Origin of the sequence: Bacillus pumilus (genome assembly GCF_024498355.1) — a bacterium.
Taxonomy (GTDB): Bacteria; Bacillota; Bacilli; order Bacillales; family Bacillaceae; genus Bacillus; species Bacillus pumilus_P.
This window is the reverse complement of record NZ_CP101833.1, coordinates 2,373,455-2,399,277: the sequence shown is the minus strand read 5'-3', so window position 1 is coordinate 2,399,277 and position 25,823 is coordinate 2,373,455. Positions and strand designations below refer to the sequence as shown.

Below are 25,823 nucleotides of genomic sequence, written 5' to 3'. Positions count from 1 at the left end.
TAAAATGTACAAACTGTTTGTATGTAAAGGGTGATCTCATGAAAAGAGTGGACGAGTATCGAAAAAAAATAGCGCAGCGCCGCAAAACAAAGCAGCCAGCTGCTGCCCCTAAGAAGGCGGCTTTCAAGAAAAATGACGATATCCCGCCATGGGTTATGTTGACAGAGGAAGAAAAGCATTCTGGATCGTCTTCCTATGAGTCGACGTCTCACCAGCCGACGAAGTATCGGCATCCGTTATTTAACCCCAATACCTTTGTGATTAAATGTTTACTATCTGCGTCCCTCGTGTTGATTGCAGCCATTTCGTTTAAAGGCCAGGCAGGCCCGTTTCAGCAGCTGAAGCCGATGATCAGTCAAACCTTTGAGCAAGATTTTCAGTTTGCTGCTGCCAACCTTTGGTTTGAGAAAACAGTTGGGAACCCGCTTGCCTTTTTAACTGAGAAAAAGGCAGACCGAAAAGACGTACAAGCCAATAATGAACTGGCTGTACCTGCTTCTGGAAAAGTGCAAGAATCATTTATCCAAAATGGTGCAGGCGTCAAAGTCGAAACATCGGCAGATGCCATTGATAGTATGAAAGAAGGCTATGTTGTAGAGGTGAAAAAGAAAAGCGATACAGGGCTTACAGTGGTTGTGCAGCATGCGGATAACAGCTATAGCTGGTACGGTCAATTAAAGGAAGCCGATGTGGCCTTATACGATTTTGTCGATAAGGGTGAAAAAATTGGTCGAATTTCGCTTGATGATCAAGGGAAGGGCACGTATTACTTTGCCATTAAGCAAAATGAACAGTTCATCGACCCCATTCAGGTGATGACTTTTGAATAGATGGCTGGTCATGCTGACGAAAATTCACATTCACCCGCTTCTTTGGATTGTGATGGCGTTTGCGATTCTTTCAGGTCAAATTAAGCCGCTGCTTTGTCTGCTCATTATCGTCTGTGTCCATGAGCTTGGACATGCAGCGGCTGCTTGCTATTATCATTGGCGCATTCGGCGGATTTTTTTACTGCCATTTGGCGGAGCGGTAGAAGTAGAAGAACATGGGAACCGCCCGCTAAAAGAAGAGCTGGCGGTCATTTTATGCGGACCGCTTCAGCATGTGCCGCTCCAGCTCATGGCATGGCTTCTCATGGAAGCTTCTCTTATCTCGCACGACGTCTTTACGATGTTTACCTTTTATAATATGGCCATTTTTCTTATAAACCTTTTGCCCATTTGGCCGCTTGATGGCGGAAAATTATTCTTTTTGCTCTTATCTGCTTTTTACCCTTTCCAACGTGCACATGCCCTCGCGATAAAAGGCTCCCTAGTCTTTTTTAGTCTTTTGACAGCAGGGTTACTCTGTTTTGCTCCGCTGCAATTCAATGGCTGGGTGCTGCTCACATTTTTAGCTTATTCACTTGTGATGGAACACCGGCAGCGGCATTACGTCACGGTCCGCTTTTTACTAGAACGGTATTACGGTAAAAAAGAGCAAAAGATAGAGAAACTCATTCCGCTTAGAGCAAGTGCTGAAGAAAAAGTATACGAAGTGCTGGCTCGATTTCAAAAGGGCTGTAAGCACCCGATTATTATCGAAAGGGATGGCGTGAAAATGAGTCAGCTTGATGAAAATGAACTGCTTCATGCTTATTTTTCAGACCGAAGAACCACCTCTTCAATGGAAGAGCTTCTTTTACCGTACTAATGGTGAAAATACATTGACATTCTGCGTCTAGTTTGATATATTTTTTAATGTTATGGATATGTAGCACCCGTGCTACAACCGCGCGGAGCAGGTGTAAAGTGCCTATGGCCCCCTGTATTCGGCGAGTCTGAGTTTATTAGGAGGTGCAGAGATGTACGCAATTATCGAAACTGGTGGTAAACAAGTTAAAGTTGAAGAAGGTCAAACTGTTTATGTTGAAAAACTAGCTGCTGAAGCAGGTGAAACAGTTACTTTTGAAAACGTATTGTTTGTCGGCGGAGACACTGTCAAAGTGGGTAACCCTTCAGTTGCTGGAGCAACAGTAACGGCTAAAGTTGAAAAACAAGGTCGCGGTAAGAAAATTACTGTGTTCAAGTACAAACCGAAGAAAAACAACCACAAAAAACAAGGTCATCGTCAACCTTACACTAAAGTTGTTATCGAAAAAATCAACGCTTAAGGCGTGTGAGTGATATGATCAAAGCAACCATTACTCGGTCAGCGGCAGATGAAAGCATTACGTCTTTTCGGATGACTGGACATGCCGAGTTTGCTGAAAAAGGTCAGGATCTCGTTTGTGCAGGTGTATCTGCTGTTGTTTTCGGCTCAGTCAATTCAATTATTGCACTGACAGGAATCGATCCACTGCTTGATATTGGAGAAGAAGGCGGCTATTTCACTTTTGAATTACCGGCTGATACAGATCCAGTATCCTTTGAAAAAGCCCAGCTGCTTTTAGAAGGCATGGTCGTTTCCTTAGAGACAATCGAACGAGATTATCACGATTATGTGAGAATATCAACAAAAAAATAGGAGGTGAACTTCATGCTTAGATTAGATCTTCAATTTTTCGCATCTAAAAAAGGGGTAGGTTCTACAAAGAACGGACGTGACTCTGAGTCTAAACGTTTAGGCGCTAAACGTGCTGATGGTCAATTCGTAACTGGTGGTTCTATCCTTTATCGTCAACGTGGAACGAAAATCTATCCAGGTGAAAACGTTGGACGCGGAGGCGACGACACTCTTTTCGCTAAAATCGACGGAACTGTTAAATTCGAACGTTTCGGTCGTGACCGTAAAAAAGTGAGCGTATATCCTGCGGCACAATAATTGCTAAAAACTCCGGTCATTGACTGGAGTTTTTTTCACTATTCAGGGAGCTTTTGCGCTTTTTATAAGTGGTACCGAAGATGATAAAAGAAGATGCACTCCATAAATATCAAAGAACGTTTGCTGACTTTGCCTCATTTTCTCCTATACGATCAGAAAAAACAACCTTTCCTCACATAACTAGTGTTTTTCTATGCTGTCTTCTCTGTTATAATTCAGGGAGACATATTGATGATAAGACTCCTAAAAGAGAGACCAAACGATTGGGAGTGCGATAATGGAAGAGATATCAAGTAAACAAAATGAAAAATTAACTCACGTTGCATTAACAAATGAATTGATCTATCTGCTCAGTCGTTCAAGACATGACTGGATGAATAAATTGCAGCTGATTAAAGGCAACTTGACATTAGAAAAATATGACCGAGTGTTTGAAATTATAGAAGAAATGGTCATTGAAGCACAGCATGAATCAAAACTCTCAAATTTAAAAATTCCCCAATTGGCCTATTACTTTCTAACATTTAATTGGGAGTCGCATTTTATCACCCTAGAATATGAAGTGCTTGGTGAAGCCCGAGACTTATCAGCATATGAATCGCAGCTGCTAACGGTATCACGGGAGTTGTTTTCGATATTCGATCAATCAGTTTGCCAAAAAACTGAAAATCATTTAACGGTCACGTTCCAAACAGATCATGAAGAGAATGATGTGATCTTATATTTTGATTTCAAAGGAAAATTAACAAGTTTGGATGCGTTAAATGCGTTTCATGACGCAAACTATCCATGTATGAGTATAATGCAATTTCATGTGACGTCTCATGAGTCCATGATTGAGCTTTGTTTGAGGCAAGAACGAGATATGTGATGCAGAGAAACGGAGGAAGTTATGTTTGTAGATCAGGTTAAAGTGTATGTTAAAGGCGGTGACGGCGGAAACGGTATGGTGGCGTTCCGTCGTGAAAAATATGTGCCAAAAGGCGGCCCAGCAGGCGGCGACGGCGGAAACGGTGCAGATGTTGTATTTGAAGTGGACGAAGGCCTTAGAACATTGATGGACTTTCGTTATAAGCGCCATTTCAAGGCTGATCGCGGCGAGCACGGGATGAGTAAAAACCAGCATGGACGAAATGCTGAAGAAATGGTCGTCAAAGTTCCACCGGGTACGGTTGTCACAGATGCAGAGACGGAACAAGTACTAGCTGACTTAACAGAGCATGGGCAGCGTGCAGTGATTGCAAAAGGCGGACGAGGCGGACGTGGAAATTCACGTTTCGCAACACCGGCAAACCCTGCACCACAGCTTTCTGAAAACGGTGAGCCAGGTAAAGAACGTGACGTCATCTTAGAATTAAAAGTGCTTGCGGATGTTGGACTCGTTGGTTTCCCAAGTGTCGGGAAGTCGACGCTGCTTTCGATTGTCTCTTCGGCTAAACCGAAAATTGCAGATTATCATTTTACAACGCTTGTGCCGAACCTAGGAGTTGTCGAAACAGACGATAACCGAAGCTTTGTTATGGCGGATCTGCCAGGACTTATCGAAGGAGCGCACGAAGGTGTTGGCTTAGGTCATCAATTTTTACGTCATATTGAGCGTACACGTGTGATTGTCCATGTCATTGATATGTCTGGACTTGAAGGGCGTGACCCATACGAAGACTACGTGACAATTAATGAAGAGCTTGAGCAATACAATATGAGATTGACAGAGCGTCCGCAAATCATTGTGGCCAACAAAATGGACATGCCAGATGCAGCTGACAATCTAGCCGCATTTAAAGAAAAACTAACAGATGACTATAAAGTGTTCCCAATTAGTGCGATCACAAGAGAAGGGCTTCGTGAGCTCTTATTTGAAATCGCCAATCAGCTTGAAACGACACCAGAATTCCCACTCTATAATGAAGAAGAGCTGTCTGATAACCGTGTGATGTACAAGTTTGATGAGGGAGATGCACCATTTGAGATCTCGAGAGATCCTGATGGTACGTTTGTCTTAACTGGTAAAGCACTTGAGCGACTGTTTAAGATGACAGATTTCTCAAGAGATGAATCCGTTAAACGATTCTCCAGACAGCTGCGCGGAATGGGTGTCGATGATGCCTTACGTGAGCGCGGTGCAAAAGACGGCGACATCATTCGTCTGCTTGAATTTGAATTTGAATTTATTGATTGATCAAAAGGAGGGTCCAGTCCATGGGCTCTCCCGTTTTTAAAAGGGGAGAAAACAGGTGAAAGAAGAAACGTTCTATTTAGTAAGAGAGGATGTCCTTCCAGATGCGATGCGAAAAACGCTTGAAGTCAAAAAGCTTCTCGATCGCAAAAAAGCGGATTCAGTTGCCGATGCTGTTCAACAAGCGGATTTAAGCCGCAGTGCTTTTTATAAATACAGAGATGCTGTTTTCCCATTTTATACGATGGTGAAAGAGCAGATCATCACATTGTTTTTCCACCTTGAGGATCGGTCTGGGGCTCTGTCAAGGCTGCTTCAAATTGTGGCGGACTCTGGCTGTAATGTGTTATCCATTCACCAAACCATTCCGCTGCAAGGAAGAGCGAATGTCACACTATCGATCAGTACGGCTGGCATGGCAGATGATATTAATACCGTCATGAATCAATTAAGAAAACTTGAATTTGTCGAAAAAGTTGAAATTCTAGGTTCTGGAGCGTAAAAGGAGAGATTATAGCAGATGAAGCAATTAACTGTAGGTTATTTTGGACCAGAGGCAACATTTACTCATTTGGCCGTATGCTCTTGCTTTCCTAAAGATGCAGTGCAGCGGGCCTATGCAACGATCCCGCAATGTATGGATGCTGTTTCAAAGGGCGAAGTAGATTTGGCAGTCGTTCCGCTTGAAAATGCACTCGAAGGATCTGTGAACTTAACGATTGATTATTTAATTCATGAAGAAGCACTATCCATTGTTGGTGAAATGACAGCACCGATTCGGCAGCATTTACTTGTCCATCCATCGAGGGCGGAGAGCTGGGAAACATTAGATGTGATTCAGTCACATCCGCATGCAATTGCCCAGTGTCATCAATTTTTGAAAAAGCACTACCCTCATATTCCGCATCGCCCAGTGGAATCAACAGGCTATGCAGCGAAATACATCAGTGAGCATCCAGATGAAGCTGTTGGTGCGATTGCCAATGAAATTGCTGCAAAAACGTACGGATTGACCATTGCGAAAAAAGACATTCATGATTATCCGCACAATCACACACGTTTTGTTATTTTACATAAAGATCCTAAGGCGTCGTTTCCGATGAATTCTGGTTTTTCTTCAAAGCCAAAAACGACCATTGTTGTCAGTCTGCCAAAGGATGACCAATCAGGCGCTTTACATCGCGTGCTATCTGCTTTTTCCTGGCGAAATCTGAACTTGTCAAAAATTGAATCTCGCCCGACCAAAACAGGTCTTGGACATTATTTATTTATCATTGATATCGAAAAAGAAATGGATGATGTGCTTGTCCCTGGCGCGATTCAAGAATTAGAAGCCATTGGCTGTGAGGTCAAGCTGCTCGGCAGCTACCAAACATATGAATTAACGAATGAAAAATAGTGTCCTGTGTAGGACACTATCAGCGTGTAGCCAAACCCTCGCATTCGTTGTCATGTCTGCGTGCCGGTGCTCACGAATGTCAAATTCGCTCCGCTCCGGTACTCGTCCTTCCTAGACTTCAAGGGTTTTCATAACACGCTGAAAAGAAGGACAAAGGGCTAAAATAAAGATCATTTTAGCCCTTTGTCAACAATCTGATAGTGTCCTGTGTAGGACACTGTTTTTTTAGTCTTTAATCAAAAATCCAGCGTCATCTAGCGCTTGAATGGCTTGATCAAGCTGCTTTTGGCTGTAGGAAGTGAGTGTATGTAAGTGTACGCCATCTGTTAGCTCTGACAAGTAGGAGGCGCCAGTGTTAGAAATGTGATGAACGAAGTCAGCTACTTGTTTACGTGTGCTGACGCGAATGGAGGCAGTCAGCTCTCCGTAAACGGGGTGTTCTATGATCACGTCTTTCACCGTCACACCAAAGTCTACAATCAATGTCAGTTCTTCTTCTGTACGAAGAGGATCATGTTTGCAGGCGATGATTTGTTCAATTTCAGTTTCTGGCGCATGAAGCGGCGCCATATACACATAGCCTTGGCTTGTGGCGATAATGGGTTCGTTTTTTGCTTTTAATAATGATATATCTTGTACAATGACTTGTCGTGATACAGCGGCCTTTTTAGCTAAAAAGCTTCCAGTGAGCGGTGTATCTGTTTCTTTCAGCCACTGTAATATGGCCTTTCTTCTTTCTTCGCCAATGAGCTTCCTCTCTTGCTCCACGTCTTATGCTCCTTTCTTCTCCTTTTGCAAGTTCTCAAATGTATGCAAAAGCTGATCGATGTCATCTGTTGATGACCGTCGTCCAAATGATATTCGAATGAACTGAAGGGCATCACGATCTGATACATGCAATGCCTTCACAGCAGGGGAAGGGTGATGGTAACCAGAAGCACATGCGCTTCCAGTTGATATACAAATCCCATGCCGGTTACATGCTAACATTACATATTGTCCTTCAAACCCTTCAAAAAAACAACCAATAATATGAGGCAGCATGCGGTAATTGTTATTGTCCTGAAGCGTACGGACAGGCAGCTGACGTTTTTTTATCTGCTCAAGAAAATAATCACGAAGCTGCTCATCTCGTTTATGCTGCTCATCGAGCTGAAGCATCATTTGTTCACTCGCCGCGGCAAAAGCACCGATACACGGAACGTTCACAGTTCCAGGTCGTAAGCCATTTTCCTGAACTGCACCTGCATATACAGGCTTCCAAGGGACATGTGCACCCATATAGACAGCTCCAGCGCCCTTAGGTGCATACACTTTATGACTAGAGATGGACATGGCATCGACCCCGAGCTCCTTAATGGACACACGAATTTTCCCGAATGTTTGCACAGCATCTGTATGAAAAAAAATGTGTCTTTCCTTTAAAAGAAGCGCTAATTGAGCCAATGGCTGGATAATCCCTGTTTCTGAGTTTGCATGCTGGATGGATACTAGTCCTGTTTCAGGCAATAAAGCTTGTTTGAGAATCTCCTTTGTGATGATCCCTTCTTCATTCGGTTCTATGATCGTGACCTTCACGCCGAGGCGTTGCAAGGCGTTAACCGCGTGATGAACGGAAGGGTGTTCTACTGATGTGGTAATGACATGCTGTTTATGTGCGGGCAGCCCGTTCATGATCGATTGAATCGCAAGGATATTGGATTCAGTTCCGCCACTTGTAAAGTAGATGCCGTCTGGTTCGCCCTTAAGCATCGTAGCGAGTGATTGTCTGCTGTAAGTCAATATGTCATTTGCTCTTCCCCCTGCATCATGAAGGCTGCTTGCATTCCCGTAGCAATCTTTGCTTAGCTGTTGGAATACATGTAGAGCTTCTTCAGAAACGGGTGTAGAAGCTGCATAATCTAAATAGACCAAACCATCCATCTCCTGTGTGAAAATTTTTTCTTGTATTTATTGTAGTATTGTGTAATGATATGTGTCAAGACAGGTGTAAATGACAGGAGGGGCGATTGTGTCATTACTTAAAAAAGTCATTGTGGTGGGATCAGGCATTGCAGCGCTTTCCTTTGCGAAAACCATATCAGAAAACTGCCAAGTCATCATGATGACAAAAAAACAATTTTCCTCTAGTAATTCCATGCTTGCACAAGGAGGAATCGCTGCTGCCTTTGCAGCACATGATTCAGTTGATCTACATGTGCAAGACACGCTAGCTGCTGGCTGTGATCATAATGATGACCAGATCGTACAGGAGATCGTGTGTCTTGGAAAACGCCTTGTGAAGCAGCTTGAAGCAGAAGGCTGTCCATTTGATCGGAATGAAGCGGGAATGCCGCAGTTAGGTAAAGAGGGGGCACACACCCGTAATCGCATTTTGCATGGAGGAGGAGATCAAACAGGTAAAACCCTCGTGCAGTTTCTGAAAAGTCAGCTTGGCTCACATATTCATTTATACGAATATCATCATGTCATTGATCTATTAAATCATGAAGGGAAATGTGTCGGTGTTGTGTGGAAAGATGAGAAAGGACACGTACATACCATGACCGCAGATGCAGTGGTTTTATCCACTGGTGGCTGCGGATCTCTATATGAGACAAACACAAATGATTCTTCTGTAACAGGAGACGGACTGATGATGGCCTACCGAGCCGGAGCACAATTAGCGGATCTTGAATTTGTTCAATTTCATCCGACCCTTTTGACGATCGCTGGAAAAGCAGTCGGTCTTGTTTCAGAAGCAGTGCGAGGGGAGGGAGCTTATTTAGAAGATGAAACAGGCAGGCGTATCATGAAAGGGATTCATCCACAGACAGATTTAGCTCCTAGAGATGTGGTCGCTAGAGCTATTTTTCATGAGCAGCAATTAGGTCATCATCTGTATCTCAACATCCATGATATTCCGCATTTTTCTATTCGTTTTCCAGCGATTGATGCGATGTGTCAGCGGGCGGGAGTCGATATGGCAAGCGGCCGGCTGCCAGTTTCTCCTGGTATGCATTTTTTAATGGGCGGAATCAAGGTCAATGAATATGGAGAAACGACCGTTCAATCGCTTTTTGCCATCGGTGAAGCGGCTTGTACAGGTTTACATGGCGCCAATCGACTGGCAAGTAATTCTCTTCTGGAAGGTCTCGTTTTAGGAAGCAAAGCGGCCAGACGAATTGAGCAATTGCCAAAACTGCAAAAAACAATCCCATCTCTTTCAATACAAGAAGTATGGTCTGTCCCGACTATGTCAGAGGCTCAGCTTAGAAAATGGATGACAGCATATGCCGCGATTGTTAGAGATGAAAAAGGCTTGCAGACCTTACTCGATGAATTAGAACAAGTCTCTTTTCAGCAAATCAATGTGAAGGATATCACAAATAAACAGATTGAATTAAGCAATCAATGGGCATTAGCGACTTGCCTTGTTAAGTCTGCATTACTCCGTACAGAAAGCAGGGGCAGCCATTATCGAATGGATTATCCAAAGCGGAATGATGCCTTGTGGCGAGGGAAACAGATTGTGCATGAAAAAGGCCACATTCACATCATGAAAAATGAAAGGATCGGTGCCAAATGGAACGTTTACAGTTAAAACAAATGCTCACTCATTTTTTAAAAGAAGATATTGGCTTTGGAGATGTATCAGCTGATGCCATCTTTGAAGACAAGAAAGGAACAGCTTATATCATCGCAAAACAATCGGGTGTATTGGCAGGATCACCAGTCATTGAAATGGGGTATGGCCTGCTGAGTGAACAGATTCAAACTGAACTGTTTTTCCAGGAGGGTGATTGGATTCATTCAGGTGCTGTACTGGCTCAAATAAGAGGCACAGTCAACGACTTGCTAAAAGGAGAACGGGTCATTCTGAATATATTACAGCGCATGACAGGAATCGCCACCTTAACACATGAAGCAGTGCAGCGATTAGCTGATCCGTCTATTACGATCTGTGATACGAGAAAAACGACACCCGGCTTGCGTATGTTAGAGAAATACGCAGTGAAAGTAGGAGGTGGAAAGAATCATCGTTTCGGCTTATCGGACGGTGTGATGATTAAAGATAATCATATTGCCGCATGTGGTTCTATCCGTGAAGCTGTAGAAAAAGCAAGAGCATACGCCGGTCATATGGTGAAAATTGAAGTGGAAATTGAATCAGAAGCACAGCTCATGGCAGCCATAGATGCAAAAGCAGATGTCATCATGTTTGACAACTGCTCCCCCGCCGAAGTAAAGCGTTTTAAACAAATGACACCAGAGACGATCCTGACAGAGGCATCAGGAGGCATCACATTAGAGACATTACCAAGCTACCGGGGGACAGGTGTAGACATCATTTCGCTTGGTTTTCTGACACATTCTGCTCCATCATTCGATTTTAGTATGAATATGGAATTCAGCCATAAAGGGGGAACGACTCATGTCCATGCTTGATGTACTAGCGAATCAACATTCGGCCATGATGCCAGATGAATATAAACACCGCTCTTATGAAGAGATGAAGCAGCGTGTGTTAGACATTAAACGAGCTTTTGGATCAAAGCTTTTTATACCAGGCCATCATTATCAAAAAGATGAGGTCATCCAATTTGCAGATGCAACAGGTGATTCATTGCAGCTAGCGCAAATAGCTGCTGACAATCAGGAGGCAGAATACATAGTGTTCTGCGGTGTTCACTTCATGGCAGAAACGGCAGATATGCTGTCAAAAAAGAATCAGCACGTCCTGTTGCCAGATATGAGAGCAGGCTGTTCAATGGCGGATATGGCGAACATGAAACAAACGGACAGAGCATGGGAACAGCTCACTGATCTATTTGGAGATACGATACTCCCGCTCACTTATGTCAACTCAACAGCTGATATTAAAGCATTTGTCGGCAAGCATGGCGGGGCGACCGTCACATCTTCAAACGCTAAGAAAGTACTGGAGTGGGCGCTTACACAAAAAGAGCGGATTCTGTTTCTCCCTGATCAGCATTTAGGGCGTAATACAGCCTTTGATTTAGGTATCCCGCTAGAAGAAATGGCTGTCTGGGATCAAGTAGAAGAAAAGCTCATCACCGATCAGCCGCTCCATCGCATCAAAATGATTTTATGGAAAGGGCATTGCTCCGTACATGAGAAGTTTACCGTTCAGAATATTGAAGAAACGAGAAAAAGAGATCGTGACATTCAAATCCTTGTCCATCCAGAGTGCACGCATGAGGTGGTAAGAGCTTCTGATCTAGCTGGTTCAACGAAATTTATTATTGATACGATCAAGCAGGCGCCAGCAGGAAGCAAGTGGGCGATCGGAACAGAAATGAATTTAGTCAAACGCATCATAGACCAGCACCCGGATAAACAAATTGAATCCCTTAACCCAGATATGTGTCCATGTTTGACCATGAACCGTATTGATCTGCCTCATTTGTTATGGTCACTTGAAAGTATTGAGAAGGGTGAGCCGGTTGGTTTGATTCAGGTCAATGAAGAGATAACAAAAGAGGCTTTGCTTGCATTAAATAAAATGCTCACCATTAAATAAAGCATCAGCCCCTCCTATCAGAAAACAAGTTTTTATCATATCGGCTTGTAAATAGGCATAAATTTATGTTGAAACATATTGTACTTCTGACATAACCGCTACGTTCACGTTTTGCAATAGGAGGGGAAAACGTTGAAAATTCATATTGTGCAAAAAGGAGACTCCCTTTGGAAAATTTCAAAGAAATACGGAGTCGACTTTCAAGAATTGAAAAAACTAAATTCACAGCTCAGTAATCCAGATTTGATCATGCCGGGTATGAAGATCAAGATTCCATCTAGTGGTGTTCCTGTGAAAACAGATCACCAAAAAGTGAAAGAAATGCCAAAGCAGAAAGAACATCCGTATGTGAAAGAAAAGCCAAAGGATGTCGTGCAAGTGCAAGATACGAAACCGAAGGAAAAGCCAAATGAACCGGTACCTTATGTACCGCCAGTGCCAAAGATCGAGCAGCCAGTTTTTCCGCAAGTTGATGTGAACTATTATCAGACCAATCTCTACCAGCCATTCACGCCTCCTCCCAAAAAAGAACATCATGAGAAAAAAGATCACTTTTATGAAAAGAAAGATCATGTTCATGATGAGAAGAAGGACCATAAAGATCACAAGGATCATTTTTATCATGAAAATAAGGACCATAAAGATCACAAGGACCATTTTTATCATGAAAATAAGGACCATAAAGATCACAAGGACTATTTTCATCATGAGAATAAGGATCATCACAAAGATGAGGTGGCAAAGGGATATGATCCGTTTATTCATATTCCGCTTCAAAAAGAGGAGGGAAAAGATATGGAGCATAGCAATTACCCAAACCTTCCTAACTTCCCACAAATGCCGAATGTTGGAGGGACAGCAGTAGGAGGAATGGCAGAAAATAAAGATCATCACCAGCATCCTCATCATGAATCATATGATCCTTATTATGGTCATGGTCATTACATGCCTGCGATGTATCCATATCCGCAGCAAATGGTGCCGGCTTCACCTATCTTACCGGGTTCAGGTCTTTGTTATCCGGTCCAGCCCTATTATCACCATCACATGATGCCGTATCCTTACCCGGCCCAGCCGTATTATCCAGCCTATCAAGCGCCAGCTTACTACGGGGAAAATCATGAGCATCATGCAAACGATGGACATCACTGGCACCACCATATGCATCCAAATACAGGCGCAAATGCGAACGTGAATGCGAACGTGAATCAAGGCTTTTATCCAAACGCTTCAAATGAAGCCTATGGCAAGGAAGACTGCGGTTGTGATGATGGCATGAAGCATCATCATCAGCCATGGCCTGGACATTATCCAAATCCTGTTCCTTATGGTCAAATGGGGGCTTATCCTGCTCAGCCTTATATGCAGCCATATCAGGGTCAATCCGTTTTTGCAAGACCAGAAGAAGACGAAGAAGATTAATGACAGAAGGGACGATCTCAATCGTTCCTTTTTTTGTTTATAACTGACAGCTTGATTTTTCCCTGAACTGTACATGCTAAAACAGAGCCAGTTTCGCGCTCATGAGATTGAATTTGTACAGGGGGTTTTTCGTTTGAGACAAAAATGGCAAAAAACAATCGCATTAGTGCTTCTTCCTATTGGTTTAACTGCATGTGGTACAAATGACAATGCGGGTGTAGATACTCGTTATAATCAATCAGGCCAGCCGGTCGGTTATCATTCGAATCAACGGGCGGCAGACAATAACCAAGATCACCAAGGCCCAATTTCTGAGCTTATGGAAGGGATGAACGAAAATACAACGAATGTTGATTATCGTTCGCGTCCTACGGAGGATCAAGTGAGAATGCCTCTTACTGGCGGAGATGGACGCTACAGTCATGGAGATATGAATTATCATAACCAAATGTCGTTCTCTGGCTACGATAAACAAGAGAACATACAGCGTTCACGAAAAATTGCGAACCGCGTGAATAAAATGAATCACGTAGCAGACTCACAAGTTATGGTCACTGATGAAAATGTCTATATTGCGATTAAATCGGATGGACGTCTGACGGAAGAGGGCGTATCACAAGTAGAAGAAGCAGCGACTCGTTATGCAGATGGAAGAGCTGTCCAAGTCATCAAAGATGAAGGAGCATTCACACGCTTCAGAGATATGAGAAAAACACAATTTGAAACAGGACAAACAGGCATGACCCGATAGTTGAATGAATAAAAAAGGCTAAAGTTCATTACGAACTCTAGCCTTTTCTTAAAAAAATATCTTGATGCCTATATAAAATTCGTAAAAGAAATAACAGCCAAATCCAAGTAATAAAATACCAGCAATAATGGATGTCCACTTCATCATCGTCCGATTCATCACTGATAAATGTTAGAAATGTTTGCAATCGACTAGAACTTCCTTTGAACAAGTAGTTTGTATAAAAAATTCTTCATTTAGATTAATTATACATAGTAGGAAAAAAGGATCAATGATGATTTCTGATTTGATCGAAATAAAGGGGAAGCTGTTGTATAGAAGTTTGCATATCATGCTCATCGGTACAGCTTGTAGGGGAAAGGAACTATTTTCCTGAATCTTCTTTTTTTCATATCGTCTCTATGATAAACTGATGTGGAAATCAATAAAAGTGACTAGGGGTGCCCGCTAAAGTGGGCTGAGAGAGAAGCTTAAGTTTCTTAACCCTTTGGACCTGATCTGGCTCGTACCAGCGTGGGGAAGTTGAAGATGATACATGTGTCATATGAATGACATTCATGTTTTTTTCTGACGACGAAACCAGGTTCTCAACATAGAGCCTGGTTTTTTGCTGGTGCTGATTCCATCCTGTCCGATGACAAAAAGAGAAGGAGAGAACAGCAAATGAAAGAAAAGAAAAATGTCCCATCAACCCAATCTTTACTATCAAGCTTTGACGGAAGTCGAAAGGTGTATGAGCAGGGCTCAAGACCTGACATCTTGGTGCCAAAAAGGGAGATTATGCTCTCAAATACTGTGACACAGGCGGGCGACATTCAAAATGACCCGATCCGTGTGTACGATACAAGTGGACCGTACACAGATGAAAACGCCCATATTGATGTTACAAAGGGTTTAAAGCGTCTTAGAGCGGCGTGGATTAAAGAAAGAGGAGATACAGAAAGCTATGAAGGTCGTCATGTGAAACCAGAAGATAACGGGTATCGTTCAAAGGGGAAAGAGTCCTTTCATCATGTCCATACTGATTTTCATCATGTGCCGCTCCGCGCGAAAAATGGCGCCAGTGTGACACAAATGCATTATGCAAAAAAAGGCATCATCACACCTGAAATGGAATTTATCGCTTTGAGAGAACAGCTGAGCCCTGAGTTTGTGAGAGAGGAAGTAGCTAGCGGAAGAGCAGTCATCCCAGCGAATATTAACCATCCAGAAAGTGAGCCGATGATTATTGGAAAGCATTTTCACGTCAAAATCAATGCGAATATTGGCAATTCAGCTGTGACGTCATCCATCGATGAAGAGGTAGAGAAGATGACGTGGGCGATCAGGTGGGGGGCAGACACAATGATGGACCTGTCCACTGGGAAGGACATTCATACAACGAGAGAATGGATCATTCGGAATTGCCCAGTCCCAGTAGGAACCGTTCCCATTTATCAGGCACTTGAAAAAGTGAATGGAGTGGCAGAAGATTTGACGTGGGACGTGTACAGAGACACATTAATTGAACAAGCAGAGCAAGGTGTAGACTACTTCACGATTCATGCGGGCGTACTATTAAGGTATATTCCGCTTACAGTCGATCGGGTAACGGGAATTGTGTCAAGAGGCGGAGCTATTATGGCAAGGTGGTGTCTCGCTCATCATCAAGAAAACTTTCTTTATACCCATTTCGAAGATATTTGTGAAATTATGAAAACCTATGATATTGCTTTTTCTCTTGGAGATGGACTCAGACCAGGTTCGATCGCTGATGCAAATGATGAGGCGCAGTTTGCAGAGCTGAAAACGCTAGGGGAATTGACAGAGATCGCCTGGAAACATGATGTACAGGTGATGATTGAAGGACCTGGACATGTCCCAATGGATAAAATCAAAGAAAATGTCGATAAGCAGATGGAGATTTGCAAAGAGGCACCATTTTACACGCTAGGACCTCTTACAACAGATATTGCCCCGGGGTATGATCACATTACATCCGCTATCGGCGCTGCCATGATCGGCTGGTATGGAACAGCCATGCTCTGCTATGTGACACCAAAAGAGCATTTAGGTTTGCCGAACAAAGAAGATGTGAGAGAAGGTGTCATTGCTTATAAAATTGCCGCACATGCAGCTGATCTAGCAAAAGGACATCCTGCTGCTCAAAAGCGCGATGATGCATTATCGAAAGCCAGATTTGAATTTAGGTGGCGGGATCAATTCCACCTGTCACTTGATCCAGAAAGAGCTTTGGCGTTCCATGACGAAACATTGCCTGCTGAAGGCGCAAAGACCGCTCACTTTTGCTCCATGTGCGGACCGAAGTTTTGCAGTATGAAAATTTCTCATGATATCCGCAATCAATCAGAAGAAGTGAAAAAAGAGATGGAGAAGAAGGCAAAAGAGTTTATCAGCCAAGGAAGTCAAATCTATCAATCCTAAAAAAAGAACCTCGCACTCCTTTTGTGCGGGGTTTTATAAAACGGCTGAAAAGGCTTTTCTCACGAGATGGAAAAGTGCTCTTACTGCAATCGCCATGATTTCCATACTCGGAATCAGGGCATCTGTTAAATGAAACAAGACAGTTTGTCTCTCTGGGGATGTTCTTTTCTTTTTCTTTTTCTGTTTCATGAAGACAGCCCCCTTTTTAAACAATATACTTCTTTGCAGATTAGAGAGATAGAGATGTTGTGTGAATTTAAACAAAATTTAAACTTCTTGTGTTTGGAAGGAAAGAAGGAGGGGAAACGAGTTGAGTAGAGAATGAATGAAAAGAGCTGACCTTACCAGTTAGCGAACAAGAAAGAGTGGAAGGTGATCTTATGATGAAAGTATTCAAGGTAACATTTCATATGAACAATGGGGAAGTGCTTGATTTCGAGCTGAAACGTCCAGCTACCTACGATGTGTATAAAAAAATTGAGGAATCCAATCAATGGTTTAAGCTGAATAATGAAATCATTAATCTATTAAATGTAAATAGTATCCATGTAGAAACAGAATAAAACAGAAAAGCCGCTCGGAAGGAGAGCGGCTTTCGTTATGCGGAGAAATCATTTCGGTTGTTAAGCTGGCCGCGGGAGAGCCAGTTCTTTTTATATAAATAGGCAATCACTTCAAGCCACAGACGCGGCGCTTTTTTAGGGAAAAAAGGTTTTTGGTAATAGGCGTAAGCGGCTTTTAAATCATTCCATTGATGACATGTTTTCGTTTGGGTGAAGCGGGCAACGTCGATCACCTTAACGAGGCCTTCCTTTGTTAATATCAGGTTGCGCAGATGGATATCTGAAGGGTTTAACCCTTTCTCACGTGCTTCTTCTAGCGCTTCATCTACTTGTTCAATCATTTGTTTCTTGATCGGAATACCCTTTGTCAGGCATTCATAGAATGTGTAGCCTTTAATATATTCCATTAAAATATACTGATCCCCAGACTCATAAATCTCAGGGTAGTATGACGAACCGGAAAGTTTTTCGTAAATTGCTGCCTCTTTGCGGGCAATGTGTTGATAAGAAGGGAAAAAGACTTTTAGCGCCATTTTCTTGCCAGCTTTTTTATATGAAAATACATAGGCACTTCTTCCTTTGCCGCACAGCTCAAGCTCTGCCGGTTTTAAGGTGAGCTTATTAAAACGTTTTTCTTCATGATACTGAATCGATTCGGCTAATCTTTTGATATCTGACATTGACTTCACCTTCTTTGGTTTCAGTTTATGCGGCTGAAAAACGAATGATGAAAAAACCGTTTCATTCGATAAAGCAATGGATTGTATAAAACATAACATTTACGAATGAAGGATACAACGAAAGACTCTTAAAACGAGTCAGTGTAATCGGTTTGGTTAATGTTTAGAAAAATGGGTCAAACTACATATGTCATGCATCGATCTTATGTTCTAAAGAGGTGTAAATAGTGAAAGTGAAGATGAAACGTTTCGTTACAGGACTTATCATGACAAGTGTTCTTTTTTTCGCTGCGGATATGGAAGGAAAAGAACACTTGCAAAAGCAGTCAAACACCATCACCGTGCAGCTTGAAAAAGTCTATCTAGACGGCGATGTGAGTATTGAAAGACACCGGGCATCATTAGAAGACAAAGACACATTTTGGACGCAGTATAAAGGCTGGACGCTGGTAGAACAACAAGAGGATTTTGCCCTTTTTAGAAAACAAATTGATGATATCTCTCCATTAAGTAAAGCAAATGGATATATCGGATTATCAGAGGACGGTGTCATTTCTACGTTTCATGGAAGGCCAGGCGGCTGGGCGGAGCCTATTCATCTCTTCTTTCAAATTGATACGTCCCGTTTAGAAAGCCATGTGGAGGAGCAGCTTGAGCAAGGCATTCCTTTTCGAACAAAGGATGAATTTGAGCATGTGCTTGAAGTCATGCAACCTTACCGAAATGAAATATCATTTTAAAGCGTGTGACAGCTTGCTGGTGTGAGGGCCGCAAGCTGTTTTTCATGGTTGCACCGTAAAAATGGACTGAGCGAACGTATGTTAACTTTTATTGCGGTTTTCTCTTCGATTTATGTTACAATGAAGAACAGTCAAAGAGGTGAAAACGGTGATAGAATTTGTGAAAGGGACCATTGATTATGTGTGCCCGCAATATGTTGTCATTCAAAACGGCGGAGTGGGATATCAAGTCTATACCCCAAACCCGTTTATCTATCAAGTAAATAAACAAGAAACGATTTATACGTATCATTACATAAAGGAAGACGCATTTTCGTTATATGGATTTCAAACAAGAGAAGAAAAAGCGTTGTTCACAAAACTGTTAAATGTCACAGGGATTGGACCAAAGGTTGCACTTGCGATCCTTGCTTCCGGTGATCCTGGCGCTGTCATTTCAGCGATAGAACGTGAGGATGAAGCATTCCTTATTAAATTCCCTGGCGTTGGCAAAAAAACAGCTCGTCAGATCATTCTAGATCTAAAAGGAAAGCTTGCAGATGTGGTGCCAGAAATGATTGGCAACTTATTTAATCACGAGGATCATATTCAGATCGAAACGCAGCAAACCGCATTAGATGAAGCGCTCGAAGCGTTAAGTGTCCTTGGATACGGTGATCGTGAAATCAAAAAGGTTCTGCCTTTATTAAAAGAAGAGAAAAATCTCACAACCGATCAATATGTGAAAAAAGCTTTACAAAAAATGTTGAAATAGGGTGATGTCTCATGGATGAACGGCTCGTCTCAACTGAAGCAGACAACCATGAATCAGCCATTGAGCAAAGTTTGCGGCCGCAGACACTTAGCCAATATATCGGTCAGCAAAAAGTAAAGGATAATCTCAGCGTGTTTATTGAAGCTGCCCGGATGAGGCAGGAAACGCTGGATCACGTCCTTTTATATGGACCGCCTGGACTAGGGAAAACAACGCTTGCGTCGATCATTGCCAATGAAATGAATGTTCAGCTGCGTACAACGTCTGGACCAGCAATTGAGCGTCCTGGCGATTTGGCGGCTATCCTGACATCTCTTGAACCTGGTGATGTTTTGTTTATTGATGAAATTCATCGCTTGCAGCGCTCAATTGAGGAAGTGCTATATCCGGCGATGGAGGATTTTTGTCTAGATATCGTCATTGGAAAAGGAGATACAGCGCGCTCTGTACGGCTTGATTTACCGCCATTTACACTTGTAGGTGCTACGACCCGTGTTGGGCTTTTAACAGCACCGCTTCGTGATAGGTTTGGGGTACATGCAAGATTGGAATACTATGAGCAAAGAGATTTGGCTCACATTGTGGCAAGAACAGCCGAGCTGTTCGAGATTGGGATCGACGTTCGCTCAGCAGAAGAGATAGCGAGACGTTCTCGGGGGACGCCGAGGGTCGCCAATCGTTTACTCAGAAGAGTAAGAGATTTTGCGCAGGTGCTTGGGAATCATGCCATTACACAGGACATTGCAGAAGATGCCCTTGAACGTCTCCAAGTCGACAGGCTGGGACTGGATCATATAGACCACAAGCTGCTTTTAAGTATGATTGAAAAATTTAGAGGCGGTCCTGTTGGACTTGATACGATCTCAGCGACAATTGGAGAAGAATCACATACGATTGAAGATGTGTACGAACCGTATTTACTGCAAATTGGTTTCCTGCAAAGAACACCAAGAGGCCGGGTCGTCACAAGAGAAGCGTATGAACATTTTCAGATGGAGGTTCCGATTCGTGACTGAATTCCCTAAAATATTGATGATTTTAGGTGGTGTCCTTTTTGCCGCAGGCTTAGTGTTTCAATTGGTTGGTAAGCTTCCAGGTGATATTTTTGTGAAAAAAGGAAATGTGACGTTCTTTTTTCCCGTTATTACGTGCATTGTCATTAGCATCGTACTAACCATTTTACTCAATATCTTTGGACGTATGAAATAACGTTAACTAGTTAACTACAGAATAGGTGAAGGAAATGAAGCTAGAACTATTTGATTTTGATTTACCAGAAAGACTGATTGCTCAAGTTCCACTTGAAAAACGAGATGCATCAAGACTGATGGTCTTAAATAAACAAACGGGTACGATCACACATGATACATTCTCACAAATCACGGATTATTTTCAAAAGGGTGATTGTCTCGTTTTAAACAATACGCGCGTTCTGCCTGCACGTCTGTTTGGCATGAAAGAGGATACAGGTGCAAAAGTTGAACTTCTTCTATTGAAACAAGAAGAAGGAGACAAATGGGAAACACTCGTAAAACCAGCCAAGCGTGTGAAAAAAGGAACGGTCATCACATTTGGTGATGGACGGCTTCAAGCGGTATGTACAGAGGAGCTGGAACATGGCGGAAGAAAAGTCGAGTTTCAGTATACAGGCATTTTTTATGAAGTGCTTGAATCCCTTGGAGAAATGCCGCTGCCTCCATATATTAAAGAGCAGCTTGACGATCGTGAGCGATATCAAACCGTGTATTCTAAAGAAGTTGGTTCAGCCGCGGCTCCTACTGCCGGTCTTCACTTTACAACTGAACTGCTGGATGCGCTGAAAGCGAAAGGTGTGCATATTGCTTTTATTACCTTGCACGTAGGGCTTGGCACCTTTCGTCCTGTCAGTGCGGAGCGCATAGAAGAACATGAAATGCATGCAGAGTTTTACGAAATGAATGAAGAAACGGCTCAAGAGCTTAATCGCGTGCACAAAGAAGGCGGGCGGATTATTTCAGTTGGCACAACATCAACACGAACGCTTGAAACCATTGCAAGTGCACATGATGGCGAATTCAAAGCGTCAAGCGGCTGGACGTCGATCTTTATTTATCCTGGCTACACATTCAAGGCAATTGATGGGATGATCACGAATTTCCATCTGCCAAAATCCTCATTAATTATGCTTGTCAGCGCATTAGCTGGACGAGAGCACGTACTGAAAGCGTACAATGAGGCAGTAAAAGAGGAATACCGATTCTTCAGCTTTGGCGATGCCATGCTGATTCAATAACATCATTCAACAAAGACAGGAGGGCTCATTTTTGTCGCAATTACCGATACGTTATGAGTTCATTAAATCATGCAAACAAACAGGTGCACGTCTTGGCCGCGTTCATACACCGCACGGGTCGTTTGAAACACCTGTATTTATGCCAGTAGGTACACTGGCTACAGTGAAAACAATGGCGCCTGAAGAATTAAAAGCAATGGATGCAGGCATCATCTTAAGCAATACGTACCATCTATGGCTCCGTCCGGGTCATGACATTGTCAAAGAGGCGGGCGGTCTGCACAAATTTATGAACTGGGATCGAGCCATTCTGACTGATTCAGGCGGCTTCCAAGTATTTTCATTGAGTGAATTTAGAAAAATCGAAGAAGAAGGCGTTCACTTCCGTAATCATTTAAATGGAGACAAGCTGTTCCTTTCTCCTGAAAAAGCCATGGAAATCCAAAATGCGCTCGGCTCTGATATTATGATGGCATTTGACGAATGCCCTCCATACCCAGCAGAGTACGATTACATGAAACGTTCTGTGGAGCGGACAAGCAGATGGGCAGAGCGCTGCTTAACAGCGCACCAGCGTCCAGAAGATCAAGGTCTGTTTGGGATTGTCCAAGGCGGAGAATACGAAGAGCTTCGTAAACAAAGTGCAAAAGATCTTGTTTCACTTGATTTCCCAGGATACGCCATCGGAGGCTTATCTGTTGGTGAACCAAAAGATGTGATGAACCGTGTGCTGGAGTTCACAACGCCATTTTTACCGGCAGACAAGCCAAGGTACTTAATGGGTGTCGGCTCACCAGATTCATTAATTGACGGCGCCATTCGCGGTGTAGATATGTTTGATTGCGTACTGCCGACGAGAATTGCGAGAAACGGCACCTTGATGACAAGTGAAGGACGTCTTGTTGTGAAAAATGCAAAATATGAGCGTGATTTCAGACCAATCGATGAAAACTGTGACTGCTACACATGTAAAAACTACACACGCGCCTATATTAGACATTTAATCCGTACAAATGAAACGTTCGGAATTCGATTAACAACTTATCATAATCTTCATTTTCTGTTAAAATTAATGGAGCAAGTGAGAGAAGCTATCCGTGAGGATCGTTTAGGTGATTTTAAAGAAGAGTTTTTTGAGCGTTATGGCTTTAACAAACCGAATGCGAAAAACTTTTAACGCATAAACGAAAGGCTTTACAATCATATAGAAAGGGGTGAGATAGAATGGATGGTGGTATGGGTTCAATCATTATGATTGTTGTCATGTTTGCTGTGCTTTACTTCTTATTAATCCGTCCACAGCAAAAGCAACAAAAAGCTGTGCGTCAGATGCAGCAATCTTTATCAAAAGGCGATAAAATCGTCACAATCGGTGGTTTACACGGTGAAATCGACTCAATTGATGAATCAAAAGTGGTCATCAAAACAAGCGAAAACAACCGTTTAACTTTCGACCGTCGTGCTATTAGAGAATTAGCTGACAAAGGCTAATCCTCCAATACATAGCCATAAAAAAAGAGCGAATCATATCGCTCTTTTTTTATTTGCCACGGAGATTGACCCCAATCATTCCCCCAAGCATACAAATCCCCAAAAAGGCTGCATGATAGATGAATTGCTCTGGTGAAAAGGTTTCTCCAAACCCTAAATACTGAAATAAGAATACAGTAAGAGAAAAGATAAAAGAAGTGACGGCACCAATGAGCCAGCCTCGTTCCTTTGCTTTCCCTCCAGAAATGATCCCTCCTAAAAAAAGTGCCACGAAGGACAAGATCATAATCATCCATTTAAACGATGATTCCTGCATACTTGTAAAGCTAAGCATGAGTGACACAAGTAAGCTTGTGACAATCATCACGACAAAAATGGCAATTAAGCCGGATAAAATTCCTTTTCCTATTTGTTTCGTTTCCTGCATGTGATTCGTCTCCTCTCCAATTGACCGAAGCTTGTCTTTTACTAAAATGTATTCACGACGAAGAAAAAATAGACATGTTTCTCACGATAAAAACAGAGGCTTTCTTTTCTACATAAATAAAGTGTTTTGACACAAGCTATGATGGAGAAGGAGGGTTTACATCACATGCAGGACATCTTAATCATTTCCATAAGAACGGTCATTTTATATTTTCTCATTTGGTTTATCTTTCGTTTAATGGGAAAGAGAGAGATTGGAGAACTTAGTATTTTAGATCTTGTCATTTTTATGATGATCGCTGAAATTGCGGTACTGGCGATAGAAGAAGTAGAGGGTCATATGTTACATACGGTATGGCCGATCCTGCTGTTAACCTTCATTCAAATCACACTTGCCTACCTCTCATTAAAGTTTCAAGGTGTCCGGCGCTTTCTTGACGGCAAACCGACCTTGCTCATCATCAATGGGAAAATAGACGAGGGGGCGATGAGAAAACAGAGATACAATTTTGATGATCTGCTCATTCAATTAAGAGAAAATAACATCGATAGTATTCAGGATGTCTCATACGCCATCTTAGAGCCATCAGGAAAGCTCGCCGTCGTCGAAAAAGAAAACAAGCACATACATGCTGCGCTTGAGCTTCCTCTTATTGCAGACGGTATCGTGCAGCATGACCATCTGAAGCAAATTAATCAAAATGAACAGTGGCTGAAAGGTGAGCTTGCCAAAAGAGGCTATTATGATCTTGACCAAATCTCTTTCTGCAGCTTTAATCAAAAAACGTTTTATATTGATTTGAAAGATGAAGTGATCAAGAAGAGATGAGCTATAGCAGCTTCCCGATAAATGGGATGCGGCGCAGCTCTTCTCGTTTCACTAACCCAAGACAGATTAATAGAATGACATACAAGATGCATGTGACAAAGATCAGCAACACAAGCTCAAGAGGGGCAGAAAAGAGTCCGCTGACTTGAGACTTCATCCATAAGCTGACAGCTCCCGTGCCTATGATCGCAAGGACGCATATACCATATTCCTTCAGTGGTAAATGAATAGGCAGAACCTTTCCGACAGTTGCCGCATGGAGCAATGTGACAAGGACAATGCCGATCAGTATCGCAACGGCTGCGCCCATAATGCCAAAGCTCGGCTGGGAAGCAAGGACGAAGATCATCCCTGTTTTCACAACAGCACCTATCAGGCTATTGGTCATGGCCGCACCAGCTAAATTCAATGCTTGAAGGACAGCTTGGAGCGGCCCTTGAAAATAATATAGAAGAAAAAATGGTGCCATGAATTTCACATAGATGGCCGCATGCGATGAACCATACATGAAGAGCGTTAAATCTTCTGCATAAACGAAAAGAATAATACATGAAATTCCTCCGCTGAGTAAACAAAGGCGCATCGCCTGTCTCAGCCGGTATTCCACCGTTTTGTGTTTGTTCTGCTCCATTCCTTCACTAATGGCTGGGACTAATGCGGTGGAGAGTGAATACGTAATAAAACTAGGTAGTGTCAAAAGGGTCAGTGCAAGACCGGTCAACTCCCCATACTGTCTTGTCGCTTCAACAGCCGCATATCCAGCAATGGCAAGGCTTTGTGCGACAACAATCGGCTCTAAAAACCACGAAATATTGCCGATGAAACGACTGCCTGTCGTTGGCAGGGCAATACTCATCAGCTGCTTAAATGTGTCCTTCCCGTCATGAATGGCCTTGAAAAATTGCTTTCGAATACGGATGGTCTTTTTATATCGAAAGGCGATCAGTAAGTAAGCAAGTGAAATCATCTCGCCAATAACAGATGAAATCATCGCACCGGCTGCCGCATATTCAATTCCATAAGGAAGGAAAGCTGTTGTACATACCGCCACAAGGGAAATTCTTGCGACCTGTTCCAGTACTTGAGACATCGCAAGTGGACTCATCTGCTGTCTTCCTTGGAAATATCCTCTTAACACACTGGAGATGGCGATGACAGGTACGACTGGTGTAATGGCAAGCAGTGGATACACCGTTCTAGGATCTGTCAGCATATTTTCCGCCATAATTGGTGCAAACCATAAAAAAAGCGGTGTGAAAATAAGGCTGAGTGTTCCTGTTATCGCAAGGGACATGACCAGAATGCGTTTTGTTTTCTGTTTGTCACCCCGGGCTTCTGCTTCTGCGACAAGCTTACTGATGGCGACAGGCAGTCCGAATTGTGTCAGCGTCACGGCTAGAAAAAAAGTAGGTGCAGCCATCATATAAAGCCCGACGCCTTCTTCGCCAATGAACCGTGCGATGACAATTCGATTGACAAAACCCAATATTCTCGTGATAAAACCTGCTAAAATTAAAATAATTGTCCCTTTTAAAAACGTTTGCTTCGTCAAATCAAAGATCACCTGCCT

Annotated in this window: 30 protein-coding genes, 1 riboswitch and 1 other annotated feature; of the genes, 24 read left to right on the top strand and 6 right to left on the bottom strand. The window is 42.8% G+C overall.

The genetic code is table 11. From position 1 onward, the window contains the following. Nucleotides 1–38: 38 nt before the first annotated feature. The 9 genes from NPA43_RS12255 (at nucleotide 39) to pheA (ending at nucleotide 6,377) form a co-directional block, all read left to right on the top strand. A complete protein-coding gene (locus tag NPA43_RS12255; RefSeq protein WP_230030516.1) occupies nucleotides 39–830 on the top strand; it encodes a M23 family metallopeptidase in 792 nt (263 codons plus the stop codon). Continuing rightward, complete coding sequence (locus tag NPA43_RS12250) at nucleotides 823–1,692, top strand: M50 family metallopeptidase (RefSeq protein WP_099727786.1); 870 nt, start codon at nucleotides 823–825, stop codon at nucleotides 1,690–1,692. Before NPA43_RS12255 ends, NPA43_RS12250 begins: the two co-directional genes overlap by 8 nt. A 66-nt stretch (nucleotides 1,693–1,758) precedes the next feature. Continuing rightward, nucleotides 1,759–1,831: a sequence feature (ribosomal protein L21 leader region), on the top strand. A gap of 12 nt (nucleotides 1,832–1,843) precedes the next feature. Beyond that, nucleotides 1,844–2,152 (top strand): 50S ribosomal protein L21, encoded by a 309-nt coding sequence (gene rplU, locus NPA43_RS12245; RefSeq protein WP_003216781.1) that lies wholly within the window; start codon nucleotides 1,844–1,846, stop codon nucleotides 2,150–2,152. A 14-nt stretch (nucleotides 2,153–2,166) separates the two neighbouring features. Then, nucleotides 2,167–2,505, top strand: a complete 339-nt coding sequence (locus tag NPA43_RS12240; protein ID WP_256498850.1) for a ribosomal-processing cysteine protease Prp — start codon at nucleotides 2,167–2,169, stop codon at nucleotides 2,503–2,505. 12 nt (nucleotides 2,506–2,517) lie between these two features. Next, nucleotides 2,518–2,802 (top strand): 50S ribosomal protein L27, encoded by a 285-nt coding sequence (rpmA, locus tag NPA43_RS12235; protein ID WP_003216586.1) that lies wholly within the window; start codon nucleotides 2,518–2,520, stop codon nucleotides 2,800–2,802. Nucleotides 2,803–3,079: 277 nt separating this feature from the next. Then, entirely contained in the window at nucleotides 3,080–3,673 is a 594-nt protein-coding gene (locus NPA43_RS12230) for a sporulation initiation phosphotransferase B (protein ID WP_099727784.1), read from the top strand. Nucleotides 3,674–3,694: 21 nt separating this feature from the next. After that, a complete protein-coding gene (gene obgE / locus NPA43_RS12225; RefSeq protein WP_230030514.1) occupies nucleotides 3,695–4,981 on the top strand; it encodes a GTPase ObgE in 1,287 nt (428 codons plus the stop codon). Between the two features lie 55 nt (nucleotides 4,982–5,036). Beyond that, the gene (locus tag NPA43_RS12220) at nucleotides 5,037–5,480 is read left to right on the top strand and encodes an ACT domain-containing protein (protein ID WP_003216269.1); all 444 of its coding nucleotides are present in this window, start codon (nucleotides 5,037–5,039) and stop codon (nucleotides 5,478–5,480) included. 18 nt (nucleotides 5,481–5,498) lie between these two features. Further along, nucleotides 5,499–6,377 carry a prephenate dehydratase gene (pheA, locus tag NPA43_RS12215; protein ID WP_099727782.1) on the top strand — a complete coding sequence of 293 codons (879 nt, stop codon included), beginning with the start codon at nucleotides 5,499–5,501 and terminating at the stop codon, nucleotides 6,375–6,377. Nucleotides 6,378–6,602: 225 nt separating this feature from the next. On the opposite strand, the gene NPA43_RS12210 is transcribed toward pheA, so the two are convergent. Continuing rightward, nucleotides 6,603–7,145, bottom strand: coding sequence for a transcription repressor NadR (locus NPA43_RS12210; RefSeq protein ID WP_099727781.1), 543 nt, complete (start codon nucleotides 7,143–7,145; stop codon nucleotides 6,603–6,605). Between the two features lie 3 nt (nucleotides 7,146–7,148). After that, nucleotides 7,149–8,291: an IscS subfamily cysteine desulfurase gene (locus NPA43_RS12205; protein ID WP_256498849.1), complete on the bottom strand. Its 1,143-nt coding sequence runs from the start codon at nucleotides 8,289–8,291 to the stop codon at nucleotides 7,149–7,151. 97 nt (nucleotides 8,292–8,388) lie between these two features. Here NPA43_RS12205 and nadB point away from each other — a divergent pair, with 97 nt between their 5' ends. The 6 genes from nadB (at nucleotide 8,389) to thiC (ending at nucleotide 16,498) form a co-directional block, all read left to right on the top strand. Beyond that, nucleotides 8,389–9,960 (top strand): L-aspartate oxidase, encoded by a 1,572-nt coding sequence (nadB, locus tag NPA43_RS12200; protein ID WP_256498848.1) that lies wholly within the window; start codon nucleotides 8,389–8,391, stop codon nucleotides 9,958–9,960. After that, nucleotides 9,942–10,805, top strand: coding sequence for a carboxylating nicotinate-nucleotide diphosphorylase (nadC, locus tag NPA43_RS12195; protein WP_256498847.1), 864 nt, complete (start codon nucleotides 9,942–9,944; stop codon nucleotides 10,803–10,805). The genes nadB and nadC overlap by 19 nt, the downstream gene beginning before the upstream one ends. Next, the gene (gene nadA / locus NPA43_RS12190; RefSeq protein WP_099727777.1) at nucleotides 10,792–11,901 is read left to right on the top strand and encodes a quinolinate synthase NadA; all 1,110 of its coding nucleotides are present in this window, start codon (nucleotides 10,792–10,794) and stop codon (nucleotides 11,899–11,901) included. The genes nadC and nadA overlap by 14 nt, the downstream gene beginning before the upstream one ends. A gap of 132 nt (nucleotides 11,902–12,033) precedes the next feature. Beyond that, a complete protein-coding gene (gene safA, locus NPA43_RS12185; protein ID WP_256498846.1) occupies nucleotides 12,034–13,323 on the top strand; it encodes a SafA/ExsA family spore coat assembly protein in 1,290 nt (429 codons plus the stop codon). A gap of 133 nt (nucleotides 13,324–13,456) precedes the next feature. Next, complete coding sequence (locus NPA43_RS12180) at nucleotides 13,457–14,074, top strand: YhcN/YlaJ family sporulation lipoprotein (RefSeq protein ID WP_099727775.1); 618 nt, start codon at nucleotides 13,457–13,459, stop codon at nucleotides 14,072–14,074. A 426-nt stretch (nucleotides 14,075–14,500) separates the two neighbouring features. Further along, nucleotides 14,501–14,611, top strand: a riboswitch (TPP riboswitch). 126 nt (nucleotides 14,612–14,737) lie between these two features. Then, nucleotides 14,738–16,498, top strand: coding sequence for a phosphomethylpyrimidine synthase ThiC (gene thiC / locus NPA43_RS12175; RefSeq protein ID WP_249705009.1), 1,761 nt, complete (start codon nucleotides 14,738–14,740; stop codon nucleotides 16,496–16,498). 33 nt (nucleotides 16,499–16,531) lie between these two features. Here thiC and NPA43_RS12170 read toward each other — a convergent pair whose 3' ends face one another. Next, nucleotides 16,532–16,687, bottom strand: coding sequence for a hypothetical protein (locus tag NPA43_RS12170; RefSeq protein ID WP_180275525.1), 156 nt, complete (start codon nucleotides 16,685–16,687; stop codon nucleotides 16,532–16,534). A gap of 191 nt (nucleotides 16,688–16,878) precedes the next feature. Here NPA43_RS12170 and NPA43_RS12165 point away from each other — a divergent pair, with 191 nt between their 5' ends. Further along, nucleotides 16,879–17,061, top strand: a complete 183-nt coding sequence (locus NPA43_RS12165) for a hypothetical protein (RefSeq protein ID WP_078061691.1) — start codon at nucleotides 16,879–16,881, stop codon at nucleotides 17,059–17,061. Between the two features lie 35 nt (nucleotides 17,062–17,096). Here NPA43_RS12165 and NPA43_RS12160 read toward each other — a convergent pair whose 3' ends face one another. Next, nucleotides 17,097–17,741 (bottom strand): protein kinase family protein, encoded by a 645-nt coding sequence (locus tag NPA43_RS12160; protein WP_249705010.1) that lies wholly within the window; start codon nucleotides 17,739–17,741, stop codon nucleotides 17,097–17,099. A 239-nt stretch (nucleotides 17,742–17,980) separates the two neighbouring features. Between NPA43_RS12160 and NPA43_RS12155 the strand changes: the two genes are divergently transcribed. From NPA43_RS12155 to yajC, 7 genes are all read left to right on the top strand, one after another. Further along, nucleotides 17,981–18,481, top strand: coding sequence for an intercompartmental signaling factor BofC (locus NPA43_RS12155; RefSeq protein WP_180275528.1), 501 nt, complete (start codon nucleotides 17,981–17,983; stop codon nucleotides 18,479–18,481). Nucleotides 18,482–18,629: 148 nt separating this feature from the next. Beyond that, nucleotides 18,630–19,235, top strand: coding sequence for a Holliday junction branch migration protein RuvA (ruvA, locus tag NPA43_RS12150; RefSeq protein WP_249705011.1), 606 nt, complete (start codon nucleotides 18,630–18,632; stop codon nucleotides 19,233–19,235). Between the two features lie 11 nt (nucleotides 19,236–19,246). Beyond that, nucleotides 19,247–20,251: a Holliday junction branch migration DNA helicase RuvB gene (gene ruvB / locus NPA43_RS12145; protein ID WP_099727770.1), complete on the top strand. Its 1,005-nt coding sequence runs from the start codon at nucleotides 19,247–19,249 to the stop codon at nucleotides 20,249–20,251. Continuing rightward, on the top strand, nucleotides 20,244–20,444 hold the full coding sequence (locus NPA43_RS12140) for a DUF2905 domain-containing protein (protein WP_012010741.1): 201 nt from the start codon (nucleotides 20,244–20,246) through the stop codon (nucleotides 20,442–20,444). Before ruvB ends, NPA43_RS12140 begins: the two co-directional genes overlap by 8 nt. A gap of 34 nt (nucleotides 20,445–20,478) precedes the next feature. Beyond that, nucleotides 20,479–21,507, top strand: a complete 1,029-nt coding sequence (queA, locus tag NPA43_RS12135) for a tRNA preQ1(34) S-adenosylmethionine ribosyltransferase-isomerase QueA (protein WP_249705012.1) — start codon at nucleotides 20,479–20,481, stop codon at nucleotides 21,505–21,507. A 31-nt stretch (nucleotides 21,508–21,538) separates the two neighbouring features. Next, nucleotides 21,539–22,684, top strand: coding sequence for a tRNA guanosine(34) transglycosylase Tgt (gene tgt / locus NPA43_RS12130; protein ID WP_034321314.1), 1,146 nt, complete (start codon nucleotides 21,539–21,541; stop codon nucleotides 22,682–22,684). Between the two features lie 47 nt (nucleotides 22,685–22,731). Further along, nucleotides 22,732–22,998, top strand: a complete 267-nt coding sequence (gene yajC, locus NPA43_RS12125; RefSeq protein ID WP_008360993.1) for a preprotein translocase subunit YajC — start codon at nucleotides 22,732–22,734, stop codon at nucleotides 22,996–22,998. Between the two features lie 49 nt (nucleotides 22,999–23,047). Here the strand turns inward: yajC and NPA43_RS12120 are convergent, their stop codons facing one another. Next, a complete protein-coding gene (locus NPA43_RS12120) occupies nucleotides 23,048–23,425 on the bottom strand; it encodes a TIGR04086 family membrane protein (RefSeq protein WP_230030510.1) in 378 nt (125 codons plus the stop codon). 165 nt (nucleotides 23,426–23,590) lie between these two features. On the opposite strand from NPA43_RS12120, the gene NPA43_RS12115 reads away from it, so the two are divergent. Beyond that, nucleotides 23,591–24,253 (top strand): DUF421 domain-containing protein, encoded by a 663-nt coding sequence (locus NPA43_RS12115; protein ID WP_230030509.1) that lies wholly within the window; start codon nucleotides 23,591–23,593, stop codon nucleotides 24,251–24,253. 1 nt (nucleotide 24,254) lies between these two features. Here NPA43_RS12115 and spoVB read toward each other — a convergent pair whose 3' ends face one another. Continuing rightward, on the bottom strand, nucleotides 24,255–25,805 hold the full coding sequence (gene spoVB, locus NPA43_RS12110; RefSeq protein WP_099727766.1) for a stage V sporulation protein B: 1,551 nt from the start codon (nucleotides 25,803–25,805) through the stop codon (nucleotides 24,255–24,257). Nucleotides 25,806–25,823: the final 18 nt, after the last annotated feature.

What these genes read in the sequence shown, in the direction of transcription:
- NPA43_RS12255 (WP_230030516.1), top strand. Translation starts at nt 39, where the DNA reads ATGAAAAGAGTGGACGAGTATCGAAAAAAAATAGCGCAGCGCCGCAAA.
- rplU (WP_003216781.1), top strand. Translation starts at nt 1,844, where the DNA reads ATGTACGCAATTATCGAAACTGGTGGTAAACAAGTTAAAGTTGAAGAA.
- NPA43_RS12240 (WP_256498850.1), top strand. Translation starts at nt 2,167, where the DNA reads ATGATCAAAGCAACCATTACTCGGTCAGCGGCAGATGAAAGCATTACG.
- rpmA (WP_003216586.1), top strand. Translation starts at nt 2,518, where the DNA reads ATGCTTAGATTAGATCTTCAATTTTTCGCATCTAAAAAAGGGGTAGGT.
- NPA43_RS12230 (WP_099727784.1), top strand. Translation starts at nt 3,080, where the DNA reads ATGGAAGAGATATCAAGTAAACAAAATGAAAAATTAACTCACGTTGCA.
- obgE (WP_230030514.1), top strand. Translation starts at nt 3,695, where the DNA reads ATGTTTGTAGATCAGGTTAAAGTGTATGTTAAAGGCGGTGACGGCGGA.
- pheA (WP_099727782.1), top strand. Translation starts at nt 5,499, where the DNA reads ATGAAGCAATTAACTGTAGGTTATTTTGGACCAGAGGCAACATTTACT.
- nadC (WP_256498847.1), top strand. Translation starts at nt 9,942, where the DNA reads ATGGAACGTTTACAGTTAAAACAAATGCTCACTCATTTTTTAAAAGAA.
- nadA (WP_099727777.1), top strand. Translation starts at nt 10,792, where the DNA reads ATGTCCATGCTTGATGTACTAGCGAATCAACATTCGGCCATGATGCCA.
- thiC (WP_249705009.1), top strand. Translation starts at nt 14,738, where the DNA reads ATGAAAGAAAAGAAAAATGTCCCATCAACCCAATCTTTACTATCAAGC.
- NPA43_RS12170 (WP_180275525.1), bottom strand. Translation starts at nt 16,687, where the DNA reads ATGAAACAGAAAAAGAAAAAGAAAAGAACATCCCCAGAGAGACAAACT.
- NPA43_RS12165 (WP_078061691.1), top strand. Translation starts at nt 16,879, where the DNA reads ATGATGAAAGTATTCAAGGTAACATTTCATATGAACAATGGGGAAGTG.
- NPA43_RS12160 (WP_249705010.1), bottom strand. Translation starts at nt 17,741, where the DNA reads ATGTCAGATATCAAAAGATTAGCCGAATCGATTCAGTATCATGAAGAA.
- NPA43_RS12155 (WP_180275528.1), top strand. Translation starts at nt 17,981, where the DNA reads ATGAAACGTTTCGTTACAGGACTTATCATGACAAGTGTTCTTTTTTTC.
- ruvB (WP_099727770.1), top strand. Translation starts at nt 19,247, where the DNA reads ATGGATGAACGGCTCGTCTCAACTGAAGCAGACAACCATGAATCAGCC.
- queA (WP_249705012.1), top strand. Translation starts at nt 20,479, where the DNA reads ATGAAGCTAGAACTATTTGATTTTGATTTACCAGAAAGACTGATTGCT.
- yajC (WP_008360993.1), top strand. Translation starts at nt 22,732, where the DNA reads ATGGATGGTGGTATGGGTTCAATCATTATGATTGTTGTCATGTTTGCT.
- NPA43_RS12120 (WP_230030510.1), bottom strand. Translation starts at nt 23,425, where the DNA reads ATGCAGGAAACGAAACAAATAGGAAAAGGAATTTTATCCGGCTTAATT.
- NPA43_RS12115 (WP_230030509.1), top strand. Translation starts at nt 23,591, where the DNA reads ATGCAGGACATCTTAATCATTTCCATAAGAACGGTCATTTTATATTTT.